Source organism: Bartonella silvatica (assembly GCF_040545155.1).
In the GTDB taxonomy this organism is placed as follows: Bacteria; Pseudomonadota; Alphaproteobacteria; order Rhizobiales; family Rhizobiaceae; genus Bartonella; species Bartonella silvatica.
In genome coordinates this window covers 47,664-66,128 of record NZ_JBEPLI010000005.1, presented here as the reverse complement: position 1 = coordinate 66,128, position 18,465 = coordinate 47,664, and the positions used below count along the sequence as shown (strand labels likewise).

General features: G+C 37.9%; 15 protein-coding genes. 8 read left to right on the top strand and 7 right to left on the bottom strand.

What is annotated here, in order from left to right; translation table 11 throughout:
- Window positions 1-3 precede the first annotated feature (3 nt).
- Together ABID23_RS03790 and ABID23_RS03785 are read left to right on the top strand one after the other, a co-directional pair.
- Window positions 4-1,377 (top strand): leucyl aminopeptidase family protein, encoded by a 1,374-nt coding sequence (locus ABID23_RS03790; RefSeq protein WP_354189489.1) that lies wholly within the window; start codon window positions 4-6, stop codon window positions 1,375-1,377.
- Window positions 1,378-1,529: 152 nt separating this feature from the next.
- Window positions 1,530-2,402 carry a C40 family peptidase gene (locus tag ABID23_RS03785; RefSeq protein WP_354189511.1) on the top strand — a complete coding sequence of 291 codons (873 nt, stop codon included), beginning with the start codon at window positions 1,530-1,532 and terminating at the stop codon, window positions 2,400-2,402.
- Window positions 2,403-3,837: 1,435 nt separating this feature from the next.
- Here ABID23_RS03785 and mutT read toward each other — a convergent pair.
- The 3 genes from mutT to ABID23_RS03770 all read right to left on the bottom strand — a co-directional run bounded on the left by mutT (window position 3,838) and on the right by ABID23_RS03770 (window position 6,688).
- Complete coding sequence (mutT, locus tag ABID23_RS03780) at window positions 3,838-4,251, bottom strand: 8-oxo-dGTP diphosphatase MutT (RefSeq protein WP_354189487.1); 414 nt, start codon at window positions 4,249-4,251, stop codon at window positions 3,838-3,840.
- A gap of 121 nt (window positions 4,252-4,372) precedes the next feature.
- Window positions 4,373-5,611 carry a bifunctional glutamate N-acetyltransferase/amino-acid acetyltransferase ArgJ gene (gene argJ / locus ABID23_RS03775; protein WP_354189485.1) on the bottom strand — a complete coding sequence of 413 codons (1,239 nt, stop codon included), beginning with the start codon at window positions 5,609-5,611 and terminating at the stop codon, window positions 4,373-4,375.
- A 123-nt stretch (window positions 5,612-5,734) separates the two neighbouring features.
- On the bottom strand, window positions 5,735-6,688 hold the full coding sequence (locus ABID23_RS03770; protein ID WP_354189483.1) for a peptidylprolyl isomerase: 954 nt from the start codon (window positions 6,686-6,688) through the stop codon (window positions 5,735-5,737).
- A gap of 419 nt (window positions 6,689-7,107) precedes the next feature.
- Here ABID23_RS03770 and secA point away from each other — a divergent pair, with 419 nt between their 5' ends.
- The 4 genes from secA (at window position 7,108) to prmC (ending at window position 12,392) form a co-directional block, all read left to right on the top strand.
- Window positions 7,108-9,825 (top strand): preprotein translocase subunit SecA, encoded by a 2,718-nt coding sequence (gene secA, locus ABID23_RS03765; protein ID WP_354189481.1) that lies wholly within the window; start codon window positions 7,108-7,110, stop codon window positions 9,823-9,825.
- On the top strand, window positions 9,764-10,261 hold the full coding sequence (locus ABID23_RS03760; RefSeq protein WP_354189479.1) for a Fur family transcriptional regulator: 498 nt from the start codon (window positions 9,764-9,766) through the stop codon (window positions 10,259-10,261). The genes secA and ABID23_RS03760 overlap by 62 nt, the downstream gene beginning before the upstream one ends.
- 189 nt (window positions 10,262-10,450) lie before the next feature.
- On the top strand, window positions 10,451-11,530 hold the full coding sequence (prfA, locus tag ABID23_RS03755; RefSeq protein ID WP_354189477.1) for a peptide chain release factor 1: 1,080 nt from the start codon (window positions 10,451-10,453) through the stop codon (window positions 11,528-11,530).
- Window positions 11,523-12,392 (top strand): peptide chain release factor N(5)-glutamine methyltransferase, encoded by an 870-nt coding sequence (gene prmC, locus ABID23_RS03750; RefSeq protein WP_354189475.1) that lies wholly within the window; start codon window positions 11,523-11,525, stop codon window positions 12,390-12,392. Before prfA ends, prmC begins: the two co-directional genes overlap by 8 nt.
- Here prmC and nrdF read toward each other — a convergent pair.
- The 4 genes from nrdF to nrdH are packed head-to-tail and all read right to left on the bottom strand — an operon-like array spanning window position 12,389 to window position 16,130.
- Window positions 12,389-13,363 (bottom strand): class 1b ribonucleoside-diphosphate reductase subunit beta, encoded by a 975-nt coding sequence (gene nrdF / locus ABID23_RS03745; RefSeq protein ID WP_354189473.1) that lies wholly within the window; start codon window positions 13,361-13,363, stop codon window positions 12,389-12,391. The genes prmC and nrdF overlap by 4 nt on opposite strands.
- A gap of 12 nt (window positions 13,364-13,375) precedes the next feature.
- On the bottom strand, window positions 13,376-15,526 hold the full coding sequence (gene nrdE, locus ABID23_RS03740) for a class 1b ribonucleoside-diphosphate reductase subunit alpha (RefSeq protein WP_354189471.1): 2,151 nt from the start codon (window positions 15,524-15,526) through the stop codon (window positions 13,376-13,378).
- Window positions 15,508-15,906 (bottom strand): class Ib ribonucleoside-diphosphate reductase assembly flavoprotein NrdI, encoded by a 399-nt coding sequence (nrdI, locus tag ABID23_RS03735; RefSeq protein ID WP_354189469.1) that lies wholly within the window; start codon window positions 15,904-15,906, stop codon window positions 15,508-15,510. The genes nrdE and nrdI overlap by 19 nt, the downstream gene beginning before the upstream one ends.
- On the bottom strand, window positions 15,906-16,130 hold the full coding sequence (gene nrdH, locus ABID23_RS03730; protein ID WP_354189466.1) for a glutaredoxin-like protein NrdH: 225 nt from the start codon (window positions 16,128-16,130) through the stop codon (window positions 15,906-15,908). Before nrdH ends, nrdI begins: the two co-directional genes overlap by 1 nt.
- 692 nt (window positions 16,131-16,822) lie before the next feature.
- On the opposite strand from nrdH, the gene ABID23_RS03725 reads away from it, so the two are divergent.
- Window positions 16,823-17,578: an ABC transporter ATP-binding protein gene (locus ABID23_RS03725; protein WP_354189464.1), complete on the top strand. Its 756-nt coding sequence runs from the start codon at window positions 16,823-16,825 to the stop codon at window positions 17,576-17,578.
- Window positions 17,579-17,583: 5 nt separating this feature from the next.
- The gene (locus tag ABID23_RS03720; RefSeq protein ID WP_354189462.1) at window positions 17,584-18,465 is read left to right on the top strand and encodes a metal ABC transporter permease; all 882 of its coding nucleotides are present in this window, start codon (window positions 17,584-17,586) and stop codon (window positions 18,463-18,465) included.

Genomic DNA, 18,465 nt, shown 5'->3' with positions numbered 1-18,465 from the left:
ATTATGCATTCACATAACATTGATTTTAGCACAACACGCGCTGATAATAGCTGCCCCATATTTTTAGTAAGTCCTCAAAGCCTTGCTGATTTACCACTCGATGCATCAACAAAAGCATGGATGGAAGTGAATGACTTCACGGGGAAAGCCGGACAAATCTTATTCATTCCTCATGAAACAGGGCATTTAAAAAAAGTTTTCTTTGGACTTGGTAATGGTGATGAGCCTTTTATCACAGGACTTCTTGCTAAAAATCTTCCTTCTGGACAGTGGCATTTAGAAGGAACGGCTTCCCATGAACTCAATAGCTATCTTGGATTAGCATTGGGAAATTATCAATTCAGCCGCTATCATCAAAACTCTCCCTATAAATCGTTATCGATCTATGTCAACGAGACAGTTGACTTCGATGAATTGAAACGCGTTTATGAAACTGTCTTTTTGGTCCGTGATCTTATTAATACTCCCGCCAATGACATGAGTCCTGATAGCATCGAGAAGACAACGCGTCAACTTGGGAAAACCTACGGTGCTTATGTTCAAAGCATTTGTGGAGACGATCTTTTAAAACATAATTTTCCTATGATCCATGCTGTTGGACGAGCCAGTAGCACTGCACCACGACTCATTGAACTATGCTGGGGTCAAGAAAATCATCCTAAAATAACGTTGGTTGGTAAAGGTGTATCCTTCGACACAGGAGGACTCAATATTAAATCGGCCAATGGCATGTTACTCATGAAAAAAGATATGGGGGGAAGTGCACATGTTTTAGGGCTCGCTAAACTTATTATGGATGCTAAATTGCCTTTCCGCTTACGTGTTTTGATTCCAGCTGTTGAAAATGCAATTTCTGGTAATGCTTATCGACCAGGTGATATTCTCCAAAGTCGTAAAGGCTTAACTGTTGAAGTTGGCAATACAGATGCTGAAGGACGACTTGTCCTTGCCGATGCTCTCACCTATGGTGATGAAGAAAGCCCTCAATTCATGATTTGTATGGCAACTTTAACAGGAGCAGCACGCATAGCATTAGGACCAGACCTTCCTGCATTTTATTGCAATGATCCATTGTGGGCGCAACAAATTTCTCAATCTGCGTGTTCTGTTTCCGATCCTCTTTGGCACATGCCATTTTGGAAACCCTATCAAGAAATGTTATCATCACCAATTGCTGACCTTAATAATATAACTGGAAATAACTTTGCGGGCTCTATAGTTGCTGCCTTATTTCTTAACTCTTTTGTTGAAAAAACCAAACATTTTGCTCATTTTGACCTCTATGGATGGGTTTCGAAAGAAAAACCAGGCTACCCTGTTGGCGGTTCTGCACAAGCTATTCGTGCTCTTTATAACCATTTTAAAAGTAAGGATTGACACAACATATCCATAAAAATGAACCAATTTTTGAATCTTAGCAGCAATTTTTTATCACTTAAATGGTGTTTTGTACTTTATTTGATTTGAAGATCTAAACCCCTATCAATACCCATGAAGCTTGTTTAAAGATAAAAATGGAAGATAAACAGATGGTCGCTAAAGATCCAAGACTATATGCATTCAGAGATGATCTAGCAGATCAACGTCTTGAAAAAGAAGTAATTGCTCAACGCTTTGTTCAAGGTAGAAAAAAACGTGTTAATGTACCTATTACTGGGCTTTTTAAAGAAAACAGTAAAAAAAGTGAAAGGCAAACAGAGTGCTTATTTGGAGAGGAGCTTCTCATCTTTGACCAAGAAGAAGCTATATCGTGGGGACAGTCCCTCAAAGATGGTTATGTTGGTTATATTGATACAACAGCTCTTTGTACATCAACTGTAAAGCAAACACATGTTATTTCGGTACCACGCACTTTTCAATATTTACAAGCTGATTTGCGTGGACCAATGGACGACACCTTATCCATGGGAAGCAAAGTAACAGTTATTGATGAAATTAAAGTTCGTGGCACTTTATATTCTATCCTTGAAAATGGAAAAGCAGTCATTACAAATCACCTTAGGCCTATTGGATACGTATATGAAGATTATGTTACCATCGCTGAAACTTTTACACACACACCTTACCTTTGGGGTGGTGTAAGTGGTTTTGGAATTGATTGTTCGGGACTTGTTCAGCTTTCTATGATAATGACTGGCAACATGGTTTTGCGTGATACTGACATGCAGCAAAAAACCATAGGAAAACAGCTCACGGACGATGATAAACTTCAACGAGGCGATTTGGTTTTTTGGAAAGGTCATGTCGCTATTATGATTGACCATGAAAATATTATTCATGCAAACGGCTTCTCTATGGACGTTACCATCGAGCCGTTGGAAACAGTTATTACACGTATCGCCGAAAAATATCAACAATATCCCGTAGAAAAACGCCGTCCGATATTTAGTCCGTCTGTATGAATTTATAGTTTTGTATATTCAAGTACAACCGTCCATATTATAAGAATTTTAAATTTCAAACTTAGTTTATATTAAAACAAGTACAACTATCTGTTTGAATGTTATAGGCGGGGTGGTATACGGATAAAAACACCCCTTACAAAACGCTGAAGCATAAGAAATGTCAGCATTTGCCGATGAGCTTGGAAATATAATGACAGTACTCGCTTATTACTGAATATCTTTATAAAAATACTAATATGGGCACAAATGCAAAATATTTTTACTATTAGGTTCTTTCGCCCCTCATTTTGCAAGCTCAAAAATAACAATACTAAGCGGGATCATTGACTTATATTATGTGATAAGAAAAATATTTTCGTAAACTTATCTATATTGAAAGGAATAAATAACTTAGCCTTTTCTAAAGCCCCTATCATTCATGCCAAAACTTTTATAAACATTCATGTATTTTTTGGATATTGTGATAATCTATTAACATTCTGCTGAAGAGTTTCATTAAAATAAGCAGGTAAAAGCCATTTATTGATTTATCATAACAAATCAGCGTCAAATAACTTTCACTAGAAAAATCTATTTAATGATAAAAATAATAGAATGATCAGTCCGTTTTTTACAGAATATGCATTTTTAAAGCTAAAAACTCTCGTTAAACTTCATCATTGCCTTTCACAACTTCACAACTTTTATAAAAATATTCAAGCCAAGCTCTTCTAAAAAACAAAGACTGCGTAATCTCGTACCTTTTTGTTATTTGAGCTCTCTAATAAAGTTATCAGATATTAGCTATAAACGCCCTCATGCTATCAGATTGCTTGTCTGCGTACTTTCTCCAACATCTTCCCTTGCTCCTCATCTCATTTTTGGGGCTCCCATGAATGTTGCTAAACGCAACCCATCATTTGTAAGCCATAAAAAAGCTATGATAGTTCATCTATCCTCAATATTACTCTCACTCTTACGTTTCGAACTCATTCACCATATACTTCATCTACTCTAAAAACACTTTTAAAATTATGTCCCCTCTTTTACAGATGAAATTGAAAAATTCTTTTCATTTTGAGTAAGAACTTTTAAAACAATAAAAGTATAAACCCCATGCAGTATATTTCCTTCTCTTATGCTTAATAAAATAGCTTCTTAGTATAACGTATATTTTTAAAAGCTTATGGATACATAAATAAATATGAGAGAATAAAAATTTTCAGAGCCTTCTTAACTGCATGATGATTCAGATTTTTTTAAAGTATCTTTTGATAAAAACCAAGAGCGCTGATCGTTTAACTTAAAACGATAAATTATACTTATAGGTTACTTTTTTTACGCTATAGATAGATGATGAAGAGCTTATCACCTGAAAATGGAAGATACTTTTGTTATTAATACTCTATGAAATAGACATCTTATTAACATAACGGTATTTTTTTCGAAATTACTAAAGAAGAAGCTTTTTTAATGCCTGAACCAGCGGTTTATCAGCATCAGGCATAGGATATGCATCAAGCTCACTGATAAATATCCATTTAAAATTTTGTCCTTCTCGTCCTTGAACAATACCTTCATAACTGTAGCAAAGATACAACGGCATTAAGAGATGAAACGCCTCATAGCTATGACTTGCAAATGTGAAAGGTAATAAATTATTCGGCTTAACGTGAATACCAAGCTCCTCTTCTAATTCACGAACCAATGACGATTCTGGAGTTTCACCTTTCTCCACCTTCCCACCCGGAAACTCCCATAAACCTGCCAGTGATTTTCCTTGTGGACGTTCTGTCAGCAAAACACGATTATCTTTATCCACCAATGCACCAGCAACAACAAGGAGAAGTGAATTTTTCACACGCATACTGTTCTCCAACAGAAATGATAAATCGCTCTTTTATCATAAGAGCTACTTCCAAGATAAAAAGTCATCCCCTATCATTTTTGATAAAAAATACAACTATTGCACATAAAATGTATGGTCCCTAACTTCTGTAATCACCGTTAATCCTAACGTACTCCTTCGTCAAATCACACGACCAAACAGTCGCTTTACCTGTTCCCAAACCAATATCAACACGAATTGTGATGTGTTTGCCTCGCATATACGCATCTACTGTCTCTTCGCAATATTCCGGATCACGTTCACCATTAACAGCCAAACGATTTTCACCAAACCAAATCGACAAAAGATCACGATCCACCTCAACACCTGCCTTACCAACGGCCATAACCACCCGACCCCAATTGGCATCTTCACCGGCAATAGCTGTTTTGACAAGTGGTGAATTTGCAATTGATAAAGCAATCGTCTTAGCAGCACTATCCGTTGTAGCACCCGTCACATTCACCTCAATTAAGTGACGAGCACCTTCTCCATCACAAACAACTTGTAATGCAAGCTCACGTAAAAGCACCTTTAAATGTTTTAAAAATACTTCATAGCGCGGATCGGATTGACTCATAAGACATGAGAAGCTTTCCTTTACTTTTCCTGTAGAAAACATCATAAGTGTATCTGATGTTGAAGTATCGCTATCCACAGTAATTGCATTGAAAGAACTCTGAACAGCCTCTGATAACATGGACTGAAGTATATCTGCAGAAATTTTAGCATCAGTTACAACAAAAGAAAGCATCGTTGCCATGTCTGGGGCAATCATACCGGCACCTTTTGCGATCCCATTAATGGTAACAATCTCTCCCCCACAATCAAACCTACAAGTCACGAGTTTAGGAAATGTATCCGTTGTCATAATGGCTTTTGCAGCTTCCAACCAGTTTCCTTCTTCTGCTCTCTCCATCATAGATGGTAAAAACTTTACAATAGCGGATGCATCCATTGGTTCACCAATAACGCCCGTAGAAGCTATAAAAACTTCATTTTTTCTGGCCTTTAAAGCACTTGCTGCTGCACACATGATTTCATTTGTTGCATGCCTTCCTTTGCGTCCCGTAAAAGCATTTGCATTCCCAGAATTAACAACAACACCTCTTGCAATTCCATGGGGAAGCGATGCCCTACAATGCTCTACAGGAGCAGACGGACATTTTGAGCGCGTAAAAACACCAGCTACACTCGCTGGTTCATCAAATATGATGAAAAGAAGATCTGTACGACCTTTATATTTAATCCCAGCTTCAGCTGTTGCTATCCGCACACCAGATAACGGCGGAAGCTCCTGTATATTTTGCGGAGACAAAGGAGATATTTTTAAAACCACAATATGCTTTCCATAGAAATGATTACAAACCAACGATCTCTAAACAAATAAGCGCCAGAGTTCTTAAAAAAAATTACTCTGTTACATCACACAGAAAAAACACTGTTGACCTCATTTTCTTGGTTATTCCGTATCTTCTTCGTCCTGTGACTCATCTGGTAACTGTGTTTCATTTTGATCAATCGATTGCATGAGTCTTGTCACATCAGGATCAGGATACTTCACCTCTAGCTTATTACGTAAATCAACAATCAATTTTTGATAACGCTCTTTTATCAGTTGTGTACGCAACATTTCTTTAACATCATCAAACGCTGGGGGTTGTTTTAAACGACGATCCTCTAATTTAATAATATGCCAACCAAAAGGGCTTTCAACAGGTTTCTTGGTGTATTCGCCAACTTTCAAACCAAACGCAGCATCTTCGAAAGGCTTAACCATTTGGCCATGGCTAAAATAACCAAGATCTCCTCCAACAGCAGCAGAACCATCTGTTGAATTCTTTTTTGCAATTTCTTCAAAACTTTCCCCTTTGCCTAAACGTTTAATGATAGCTTCCGCCTCTTTTTTTGTTTTGACCAAAATATGACGCGCTTTAACCTCATCTTCTTTGGGTAAAGCAGCAACTTCTTTTTTGTAAAGAGCTTCCAAATCATCATCCGAAATCTGTTCAACGATTGTTTGTTTAAAATAAAGCTGCTGAAGAACATTGTCACGCATCGTTGCCATACGCTTATCGTAAGCTTCAGTTTTATCTATGCCCTTGCTTATTGCTGCTTTAGCAAGTGCCTGCATATCCAAGTAAGCTTTTAAAACCATTATACGACGTTGCTCATCAGGAAAACGTACTAAATTAGGATTAATTTCAAGCGCTAACTCATCCAATTGCCCTGCTGTAATATTTTTTCCATCAATTACTGCCATAACATGAGAGGGAGAAATTGTTTTTTCAGAAGCTTTCTCCAAAGTTTTTAAATCGCTCGATGATGAATGTGCACTTTCTTTGGCGATCACCCCTAAACTGCTGCTCGCCAATAAAGTTGATGTCAAAAACAATGTGATAAAATTGAACTTCATAAATATACTCCTTAAAAATGAAAGCAGGTTTAAGATTTTACTTTTCTTAGCTATAACAATTTAATCTCTAAACATAGATAAATAAATGAATAATTTTGTTTTAAAAAGCATAAACTGTCCTTTTATATCAGTTTATCACATCCTATTTAACCCTCATGGAAAACATGGTAGTATGGGAAAATGGTGTATTATATCCTTAATTATGTTGTATCGCATCAACTAAACAGCATTGCTAACGTTGACACGGTGCAGTTGGACTCTTATCTCTATTTTATAATTGAAGTGAAAGACTGCAGACAAAAAAAATATGGCGGTACCATTTCCACACAGTTATATTCAATGTCTTGGAAGTGCAGAGCATAGGGATAATGTATGAATTACCTAACAAAAGTGACAACAATTAAAAGAAAGGACCTGAGATGGTCAGCTTAGGTGTTTTAGCGCGTAAATTTTTTGGTTCACCCCATGAGAAACGTCTCAGGATCCTTCGCCAAAAAGTTATAAAAATTAATACCTTAGAAGAACAATTTATGAAATTGAGCGATGCGCAACTCTGCCAAAAAACGGATGAGTTTCGTAAGCGTCTTGCTGAAGGTGAAACCATTGATTTGCTCCTACCAGAAGCTTTTGCAACCGTTCGTGAAGCTGCAAAACGTGTTTATAATATGCGTCCTTTTGATGTCCAGCTCATTGGTGGTATGGTTCTTCATAATTGTGGCATTGCTGAAATGCGCACCGGTGAAGGAAAAACATTAATGGCAACTTTGCCAATTTATCTCAATGCCTTAGAAGGAAAAGGTGTCCATGTCGTCACCGTAAACGATTATCTTGCAAGTCGTGATGCTGAGACAATGGGAAAGATCTTCAGTTTCCTAGGCTTAACAACGGGTGTAATTCTCCATGATCTGGATAATGATGCCCGCCGAGAAGCTTATGCATGTGACATTACCTATGCGACAAATAATGAATTGGGCTTTGACTACCTGCGTGATAATATGACCTTTGATCGTAGTCAAATGGTTCAGCGCGGACACCACTATGCCATTGTTGATGAAGTCGATTCAATTCTCATTGATGAAGCACGTACCCCTCTTATTATTTCTGGTCCTCTAGAAGACCGCACTGAATTTTATAACCTTATTGATACATTTATTCCTGCCTTAACTCCAGAAGACTACGAAATAGATGAAAAACAAAAAACAATCACTTTTACTGAAGCTGGTACTGAAAAAATTGAAAAAATGCTCGAACAGGCAGGATATCTTAAAGACGGAGGTCTTTATGATATAGAAAATGTTGCTATCGTTCATCATGTTAATAATGCTCTTAAAGCCCACAAGTTATTTGTTCGTGACAAAGATTACATTGTACGTAATGATGAAATTGTTATCATTGACGAATTTACAGGTCGTATGATGCCAGGACGGCGTTATTCTGAAGGACTCCATCAAGCCCTAGAAGCAAAGGAACATGTTTCTGTTCAACCAGAAAACCAAACGCTTGCTTCTATCACATTCCAAAATTATTTCCGTATGTACAGAAAACTGTCTGGGATGACTGGAACAGCGACAACAGAAGCGGAAGAATTTAGTAATATTTATGGTCTCGAAGTTGTCGAAATTCCCACAAACTTGCCAATACAGCGTCTTGATGAAGATGATGAAATTTATCGAACAGTGGAAGAAAAATATCGTGCTATTGTGCGTGATATTCGCCAAGCCCATGAAAAAGAACAACCTATTCTTGTTGGAACAACATCTATTGAAAAGTCAGAACAATTGGCAGAGCGCTTACGGAAAGAAGGTCTTACCAATTTTAGAGTTTTAAATGCCCGCTATCATGAGCAAGAGGCTTATATTATTGCCCAAGCAGGGGTTCCTGGTGCTATAACCATTGCAACCAATATGGCTGGTCGTGGTACTGATATCCAGCTTGGCGGTAATATTGAAATGCGTATCCGACAAGAATTACAAGATATCCCCGAGGGAGAAGAGCGGACAGCTAAAATAGAAGCAATTAAAAAAGATGTTCAACAGCTTAAAGAAAAAGCATTGGCTGCAGGAGGTCTTTATGTCATTGCCACGGAACGCCATGAAAGCCGTCGTATTGATAACCAGTTACGTGGTCGCTCTGGTCGCCAAGGCGATCCTGGTCGTTCAAAGTTTTTTCTTTCTCTGCAAGATGATCTTATGCGTATCTTTGGCTCCAACCGTATGGACAGTATGCTGCAAAAACTGGGCTTGAAAGAAAATGAAGCAATTACCCATCCATGGATTAATAAAGCTCTTGAAAAAGCACAGAAAAAAGTCGAAGCACGCAATTTTGAAATTCGTAAAAATTTATTAAAATATGATGACGTCATGAATGATCAACGTAAGGTCATTTTTGAACAACGTATGGAAGTCATGGATTCAGACGATTTATCTGACATAATCCTTGAAATGCGTAATGAAGTAGTTGAAGATCTCGTAGAAACCTATATCCCATCTGGAACATATTCCGAAAAATGGGACGTAAAAACTCTACAAAAGGAAATTCACCAACTCTTCAATCTTGAACTTCCTGTAGAGGAATGGATAAAAGAAGATGGAATTGCCGAAGAGCAAATTTTTGAACGTATATCAGATGCTGTTACCAAACTTGAAAATGAACGTACTGAACGCTACTCCCCAGAAATTATGGCTTATTTTCATAAAGCCATGTTACTCGAAACTATTGATACATTATGGCGTGAGCACTTGGTAAGCTTAGATCATTTACGTTCCATTGTTGGCTTTCGTGGTTATGCACAACGAGATCCACTTAATGAATATAAAACAGAATCATTTGAACTCTTTCAAGTTATGCTTAAAAATTTGCGTAGAAGTGTTACTTCTAAACTTATGTGTTTCGAAATTACTCAGCAACCTACAGAACCACTTCCAACAGAGCATCATGATGCGAGTTCTCCTCGCTTAAACGATCAAAATAAAGAAAGTGGACAAGCTGCATGGACGTTATCACAGGGAAATAGGATTGTGAATCCTAAAGACCGTGATCCAAATGATTCAACCACATGGGGAAAAGTTGGGAGAAATGAACGTTGTCCTTGTGGTTCAGAGAAAAAATACAAACACTGTCATGGAGCCTTCGTTTGAGAAACAAACGATTAAGAAGATGAGTAAAAAGAGAAATTATGAACAGGAATTACGAACTGCGGGTTTGAGAGTAACACGTCAAAGACGTGTTATTCTTGATATTTTGACGGATACAAATGATCATCCAAACGCGTTTGAAATTTTTCAACGTGCCCATAAAATAGACTCTAGTATTTCCCTTTCAACAGTTTACCGAACCATGAAAACATTAGAAGGAAATGGGACAATTCACCGCCATACCTTTAGTGGTGGACCATCTCGTTTCGAGCAAGCAGATGGACAACACCATGATCACCTTATTGATGTGGAAACGGGAAAAGTGATTGAATTTCATTCTGATATCATTGAAAAGCTGCAAGAAGAAATTGCGAAATCTCTTGGCTATGATATTATCCACCATCGCCTTGAACTTTATGGAAAAAAACGTAACACTTAATACAATAATCTTGTATGTATAAGCAAAAATCTTCTTATATACATTGAATTTATATAGGTTTACCTTAGAAATTATAGATCCAATGGTAAAAAACTTTCTGCTTTATGGTGTCTTTTATCTGATGCTATAAAGCACTCAATTTCTAATATTAAAACGAAAAATATTATCATAAATTAGGCTCATATTATCATGGTTCCTCTTCCACAAGATCGCATGAAGCAACTTGAAAAGCGCTTTGAAATAATTGAGGGCCAAATGGCTCAAAATCCGAATACTGAAACGTACATAAAGTTAGCTTTTGAATATGCAGAATTACAACCAATTGTTAGCTCTATACGCGCATTAAATGCTCTTTACACAGAAATCACAGAGCTAGAAATGCTCACTCATGATAAAGTAACAGATATAGAGATACGTAACCTTGCTCAAGAGGAATTACCATTATTACATCAGAAAATAGAAAAACTTGAACAAGAGCTTCAGATTCTTCTTTTGCCTAAAGATGTTGCCGATGAAAAAAGTGCCATTATTGAAATTCGAGCAGGAACCGGTGGATCAGAAGCAGCACTTTTTGCTGGTGATCTTTTTCGCATGTATGAACGTTATGCCGCTTTTCATCATTGGAAAGTTGAAGTTGTTTCACTCAATGAGGGCGAAGTTGGTGGATATAAAGAAATTATTGCAACTATTTCAGGAAAAGGTGTCTTTTCTAAATTGAAATTTGAATCAGGCGTTCATCGTGTGCAACGCATCCCTGAAACAGAAACAGGTGGACGCATCCATACATCTGCTGCTACTGTTGCCGTCCTTCCAGAGGCAGAAGAAATTGATATTGAAATTCGTCCAGAAGATATTCGTATCGATACAATGCGTGCATCTGGAGCAGGAGGACAGCATGTCAATACAACTGACTCAGCTGTTCGTATCACCCATATTCCAACTGGAATTATGGTTGTACAAGCAGAAAAATCACAACATCAAAACCGTGCACGTGCGCTCCAAATCTTACGCGCACGCTTATTTGATATCGAACGACAAAAAGCCGAAAGTGAACGCTCAGCTTCCCGTAAAAACCAAGTCGGCTCTGGTGACCGCTCAGAACGTATTCGCACCTATAATTTTCCACAAGGACGTGTCACTGATCATCGTATTAATCTCACCTTGTATAAACTTGACCGCATCCTAGAAGGAGATCTTGAGGAACTTATTCAGGCACTCATATCCGATCACCAGACAGCACTTCTCATGGAAATGGATCATAATGGATGAAATTCATACTCTTAATGAGATTCTTTTTAAAACGCGGGAAAAACTACGTGCTCAAGGTGTTTCTGAAGCTCATCTTGATGCAAAAGTGCTTGTGGAATGGATAACAAATACAAATACATTGGCTAGAATTACCCAACCAGATATGTGCCTCTCTCTCGAACAAGTTGCACAGCTAGAACGAGCCATACAACGACGCCTTAATGGTGAACCTGTTTATCGTATTATTGGCAAAAGAGAGTTTTATGGCATATCTTTTACCCTATCTCAGGATACATTAGAACCCCGTTCCGATACAGAAACGCTCGTAGACCTTGTTTTGCCACTCCTCAAAAAACAAAGTGAAAAATCGGAAAAAATAACACTGCTTGATATGGGAACGGGAAGTGGCGCTATTGCTATTGCGATTCTCAAACAAATTTCCCAATCTTATGCAATAGCAGTTGATATTTCTGAAGATGCTCTTAAAACAGCTACAAAAAATGCAGAGAATGCAGGGGTTATGAACCGTTTTACCCCTCTTCTGAGCGATTGGTTTGATAGCGTCGCTGGTCAATTTAACCTTATTATTTCCAATCCACCCTATATTCCAGAAACAGATATCAAAAATCTTGCAAAAGAAGTCCGTTTACATGATCCCCTACGCGCATTGATTGGCGGAAAAGATGGTCTTCATTTTCACCGAAAACTTGCACATGATGCCCCAAATTACTTAAAAGAAAAAAGCTATGTGGCTGTTGAAATCGGCTATTCTCAAGAAAAAGAGGTCTGCAACTTATTTGAAAAGAATAGTTTCCAGTGTCTAGAAATACGCAATGATCTTAATGGCATCCCCCGTGCCATTCTCTTTTCATATCAAAACTAAAACTCCCAATCATCATCTGTAGTCGCAACCGCCTTACCAATCACATAAGAAGAACCAGATCCAGAAAAGAAATCATGATTTTCGTCAGAGTTTGGTGATAAAGCCGCTAAAATAGCAGGATTGACGTGACAAGCTTCTGGCGGAAAAAGAGCTTCAAACCCTAAGTTCATCAAAGCTTTATTTGCGTTATAATGAAGAAAAATTTTTACATCTTCTGTTAAACCAAGGGTATCATAAAGATCTTCAGTATATTTACATTCAATATTGTAAAGATCGAAGAGCAAACTAAACGCAAAATCTTTAATTTCTTTCTTTTCAGCTTCATCAAGCTTTGCAAATCCTAATTGAAATTTATAGCCTATATAATAACCATGGACCGCTTCATCACGGATGATAAGTCTAATGAGATCAGCTGTATTTGTTAATTTAGCACGACTTGACCAATACATTGGTAGATAAAAGCCCGAATAAAATAAAAAGCTTTCTAGTAAAGTCGAAGCAATTTTCTTTTTGAGCGGATTAGCTGCTTCATAACGTTCAAGCACTAATCTAGCCTTTTTCTGCAAATGAATATTTTCCTCTGACCATCTAAATGCATCATCGACTTCTGCAGTCGAACATAAAGTTGAAAAAATAGAGGAATAAGAACGTGCATGAACCGCTTCCATGAAGGCAATATTCGTCAATACTGCTTCCTCATGTTCCGTTATCGCATCAGCCATAAGTGAAATGGCTCCCACGGTATTTTGAATCGTATCCAAAAGCGTTAATCCTGTAAAAACACGAATCGTTAATTTGCGCTCATCTTCCGTCAAGCTTGACCATGAAGGGATATCATTAGAAAGTGGGACCTTTTCAGGCAACCAAAAATTTCCAGTTAAACGATTCCATACCTCCAGATCTTTCTCATCGCGCAATCTATTCCAATTAACAGCACTCACAACAGGATTCTTGGTCGTAATCTTTGTCATATGATCATCTCCCTATAAGCTGCATGAAACACAACCATCCACTTCTGTTCCTCTCAATGCGACCTGCCGCAATCGTATGTAATAAATACTTTTTATACCTTTTTTCCAAGCATAAATTTGGGCGCGGTTAATGTCACGCGTGCTAGCGGTATCAGGAAAAAATAACGTTAATGAGAGACCTTGATCTACATGTTGCGTAGCAGCAGCATAGGTATCAATAATTTTTTCAGGACCAATCTCATAAGCATCTTGGTAAAAATCTAAATTCGTATTATCCATGTAAGGAGCAGGATAATAAACACGCCCAATTTTTCCCTCTTTTCTAATTTCAATCTTTGAAGCAATTGGATGAATAGAAGATGTTGCATGATTGATATAAGAAATAGAACCCGTGGGAGGAACAGCCTGTAAATTGCGATTATAAAGCCCATACCTAACCACTAAATCTTTAAGTTCCTGCCAGTCTTTTTGATCTGGTATAGCAATGTTATTACGCGCAAAAAGCTCCCGGACAAGGGTAAATTCCGGTTTCCATTCTTTCTCAATATATTTTGCGAAAAAGCGACCATCTGCGTAAGCTGACTCTTTAAAGCCTGCAAATGTTTTCTGGCGCTCACTTGCAATTAAATTAGAAGCACGAATTGCATGATACGTCACAGTATAAAAATAGATATTGGTAAAATCGATAGCTTCTGGAGATCCATAATAGATCTGCTCACGCGCTAAAAACCCGTGCAAATTCATTTGCCCCAAACCGATTGCATGACTTTCAGCATTGCCTTTTGCAATAGAAGGCACGCATGCGATATTGCTCATATCAGAAACTGCGGTCAGAGCGCGAACAGCAGCTTCTACAGTTTTCCCAAAATCACAACTTTCCATTGCTTTTGCAATATTCATTGAACCAAGATTGCAAGATATATCGCTTCCAACAGTACGATAAGTCAAATCCGTCTCTAGTTCACTCGCTTCACTAACCTGCAAAATTTCTGAACATAAATTGCTCATACTTATACGACCCGCTATTGGGTTTGCTCGGTTGGCAGTATCTTCAAATAAAATATAAGGATAACCTGATTCAAATTGAATCTCTGCTAATGTCTGGAAAAAAACACGTGCACTTATTTTCTTTTTACGAATCTTGGCATTATCAACAAAAGAGCGATAATGCTCTGTCAAAGAAATATCGCTAAAAGGTTTCCCTGTAACACGCTCAATATCATAAGGTGAGAATAGATACATATCCTCATTATTACGTGCAAGCTCAAAGGTAATATCAGGAATAACGACACCAAGCGAAAGTGTTTTAATTCTGACCTTTTCATCAGCGTTCTCACGCTTTGTATCTAAAAACTTCATAATATCTAAATGATGTGCATGCAAATAAACAGCACCAGCCCCTTGCCGTGCACCAAGTTGATTGGCATAAGAAAAAGAATCTTCTAAGAGCTTCATCACAGGCAACACACCTGAAGATTGGTTTTCTATTTTCTTAATCGGTGCGCCAGCTTCCCGTAAATTTGTCAAACAAAGCGCAACACCTCCACCACGCTTTGAAAGTTGTAAAGCTGAGTTGACCGAACGTCCTATTGACTCCATATTGTCTTCAACACGCAGCAAAAAACATGATACCAACTCACCACGTTGCCTTTTTCCTGCATTTAAAAATGTTGGCGTCGCAGGTTGAAACCGACCTGTAATAATCTCATCTACAAAAGTCTCAGCAAGCGCTTTATCACCTTGTGCTAAATATAATGCGACAACACAGACACGGTCTTCATAACGCTCAAGATAGCGCTTCCCATCAAAAGTCTTGAGAGTGTAACTCGTATAATATTTAAACGCTCCCACAAATGTAGGAAAACGAAATTTAAAAGCATAAGCACGCCTGAAAAGCTTTTTGATAAAAGAAAAATCATAAAGCTCAAACAAAGCTTTTTCATAATATCCCTCTTCTATCAAATAATCTATTTTCTCCTCAAGATTATGAAAAAAAACTGTGTTTTTGTTCACATGCTGAAGAAAATATTGACGTGCAGCCAGACGATCCATATCAAACTGGATATGACCATTTTCATCATAAAGATTAAGCATTGCATTCAACGCATGATAATCCATGATCTGATCTGATTTTTGTGATTGTTCTATATCGGCTCTTTCCAAAATCTTTCCAATCCCTTCTTTACACAAATAATATCTTCATCAGTTCCACGTAATTCAAAACGATATAAGCAAGGCACAAAACATTTTTCAGAAATGATCTTGCTCGCTAAACTATAATAGCGACCAAAATTACGATTCCCACCACCAATGACACCACGAATGAATTTGCGGTTCTCTGGTTCATTGAGAAAGTGAATAACTGCTTTCGGTACAGCCCCCCTTCCTTCACCATCTGCATAAGTAGGAACGGCTAATACATAGGGCTCACCAACCAACAAAGATGGTTTTTTTTGATCAATCTTGAAGAGGCGCTGACCAAGCTGAGAGACAAAATGTTCCGTATTACCCGTTGCACTCGAATAATAAACAATAAGCCCCATTAAACACAAAGACCACTAATCATATCCGGTCTAAAACCAGACCAATGATTTTCACCACAAACAACAACAGGAACCTGACGATACCCCAAAGACTGAACAAAGATATATGCTTGTTCATCACGAGAAATGTCCACAACATGATAATCAATACCTTTCGCATCAAAGGCACGACGCGTAGCATCACATTGAACACAAGACGGCTTGCTATAAATAGTGATCGACATTTTTTTAACTTTCACAATTTTTAAAAATCAACCCTTAAAGGATACTAATTCTGACAACTTTATATAGAGACTCAAAAATGATAAAAACGGCCATGGTACGCAAAAACACACGACACACTCTGACTCAAACAACATATAACTTCTTAAGACATAAGATAAATTCTCACACAATAATTCAAAAATTACGACGAGAATGAACGATTATTCTACAACTTAAATGGTAAAGCTCCTCGGTTATAAAACAACCCTTTCCTTGCATTTAAATTCCCTCCTACTGCCTAAAAAAAACCAAAACCCCGACCCGCTTTCTGATACTAAATACGCTCTCATGATAAAAACGAACTTATAAAAATGAAAAGAAAACCTTCCAAGAAAAATATCAGCAGAAATACTGCCTCACCCTTGCTCAACAGCCCCTTTAACAATTACATCATGGGAATAACTTAGACGCCAAACGAAACACACTCTACCCTCACTTTGTGTCTATTTAGAATCACAAATCATTTTGATACTATATATAGTATACACACTCTCTTTTTCGTCAAGAAAAATCCAACCGTTTTTTTGAATTTTCCACGATCTTCCCACTAAAACTATCAACGTCCAAAATATACGTAATAATGTAACATTTTATTGACAAACGTTATATTATTACATAACTATTCGAGATCAATAAAAAGGTAGTGCAAATTATGGGACTGCATTTCAATAACGCGACATTAGGCTACGCTCATAGAGTAGCAATAAAAAGCTTTTCAGCAAAATTACAATCTGGCGCATTGGTCGCCATAACAGGTGATAACGGTGCTGGAAAGTCTACACTCCTCAAAACCATCGCTGGATTAATTAAACCCCTCCAAGGCAGAATCATAAAGCCCAAAAGAAGTCGAATTGCATATCTTGCTCAACAATGTGATATCGACAAAACATTTCCAATTGATGTAAGAACACTTATAAAAACAGGACTATGGTCTTTTTGTGGATTATGGAAAAGCCAACGTCCTTATCGCTCTAAAATTCAAAACGCACTTGAGACAGTTGGGCTCACAATGCTCGCAACCCATTCACTGGAAACGCTCTCAAGTGGACAGTTACAACGGGCTCTTTTCGCGCGTATTATTATACAAGATGCTGATATTATCTTGCTTGATGAGCCTTTTAATGGTGTTGACCATAATACCCAAAAAGATCTTCTTGCGTTGATCTCGCAATGGCAGAAACAAGGACGGACAGTTCTTACAGTCCTTCATGATCCTCTCATTGTGAAAAAATATTTTCCCAACATCATCCATATTGATAGACAGAACGCCTTTTATGGAGAAACAATACAGTTTCTTCCTAATAATAGGAGCTACCACGTCATTCCCCCGCTTACACCCAACTCTTTAGGGATCAACGCACCAAAACAAAACTTTTCTCTTAATGATTCTCATTCTATGAGGTTATAATTTAAGTGTACTCATTTTTTCTTGCTCCTTTCGTTGACTTCCATTTTATGCGAAATGCACTTATCGGTTCAGTTCTCTTATCTATCAGTGCCTGTCCTGTTGGTGTATTTTTGATGCTGCGTGGAATGAGTTTAACAGGGGATGCCATATCTCATGCTATTCTTCCTGGTGTTGCAGTCGCTTTTCTTTTTTCTGGCTTCTCCCTTATATCTATGACTCTTGGTGGTATCTTAGCTGGTGTCATTGTTGCTTTAGCAACTGCCTTGACTTCACGTAACAGCGTGCAGAAAGAAGATGCGTCTCTGACAGTCTTTTACCTGATTGCACTCGCGGCAGGTGTCATTATTGTTTCCCTTAAAAATTCCACGGTCGATCTCCTTCATTTCTTATTTGGTTCAGTGCTTGCTCTTGATACACAATCTCTTCTACTGATCGCAATCATAACGCTCATCACAGTGTGTAGCCTCAGCATTTTCTGGCGCGCCCTTGTCGTGGAAAGTTTTGATCCCTTCTTTTTTAAATCACTCTCTCCATTGAGCAAATACATTCATGTATCACTGCTCGGACTTGTAGTATTGAATCTTGTAGGAGGATTTCAATCACTGGGAACATTACTCTCTGTCGGCATTATGATGATTCCAGCAATTACTGCCCGTTTTTGGCTTTCACGTTTGGGACCTATCTGCATACTTTCCATTCTTCTAGGAATTGTCGCTAGTATCTGCGGACTCCTGCTTTCTTTTCACCTATCCCTTCCCTCTGGTCCCGCTATCATTATTGCCGCTGGATCTATTTATCTTTTTTCATGCTTCATAAGTCCACGCGGCTTTATTATGGTACGATTTCCCCACCTTTTGTATAAGTACCTTCTCATCTCAAGGAAATAA

What these genes read in the sequence shown, in the direction of transcription:
- ABID23_RS03790 (WP_354189489.1), top strand. Translation starts at nt 4, where the DNA reads ATGCATTCACATAACATTGATTTTAGCACAACACGCGCTGATAATAGC.
- ABID23_RS03785 (WP_354189511.1), top strand. Translation starts at nt 1,530, where the DNA reads ATGGTCGCTAAAGATCCAAGACTATATGCATTCAGAGATGATCTAGCA.
- mutT (WP_354189487.1), bottom strand. Translation starts at nt 4,251, where the DNA reads ATGCGTGTGAAAAATTCACTTCTCCTTGTTGTTGCTGGTGCATTGGTG.
- ABID23_RS03770 (WP_354189483.1), bottom strand. Translation starts at nt 6,688, where the DNA reads ATGAAGTTCAATTTTATCACATTGTTTTTGACATCAACTTTATTGGCG.
- secA (WP_354189481.1), top strand. Translation starts at nt 7,108, where the DNA reads ATGGTCAGCTTAGGTGTTTTAGCGCGTAAATTTTTTGGTTCACCCCAT.
- ABID23_RS03760 (WP_354189479.1), top strand. Translation starts at nt 9,764, where the DNA reads ATGAACGTTGTCCTTGTGGTTCAGAGAAAAAATACAAACACTGTCATG.
- prfA (WP_354189477.1), top strand. Translation starts at nt 10,451, where the DNA reads ATGGTTCCTCTTCCACAAGATCGCATGAAGCAACTTGAAAAGCGCTTT.
- prmC (WP_354189475.1), top strand. Translation starts at nt 11,523, where the DNA reads ATGGATGAAATTCATACTCTTAATGAGATTCTTTTTAAAACGCGGGAA.
- nrdF (WP_354189473.1), bottom strand. Translation starts at nt 13,363, where the DNA reads ATGACAAAGATTACGACCAAGAATCCTGTTGTGAGTGCTGTTAATTGG.
- nrdI (WP_354189469.1), bottom strand. Translation starts at nt 15,906, where the DNA reads ATGGGGCTTATTGTTTATTATTCGAGTGCAACGGGTAATACGGAACAT.
- nrdH (WP_354189466.1), bottom strand. Translation starts at nt 16,130, where the DNA reads ATGTCGATCACTATTTATAGCAAGCCGTCTTGTGTTCAATGTGATGCT.
- ABID23_RS03725 (WP_354189464.1), top strand. Translation starts at nt 16,823, where the DNA reads ATGGGACTGCATTTCAATAACGCGACATTAGGCTACGCTCATAGAGTA.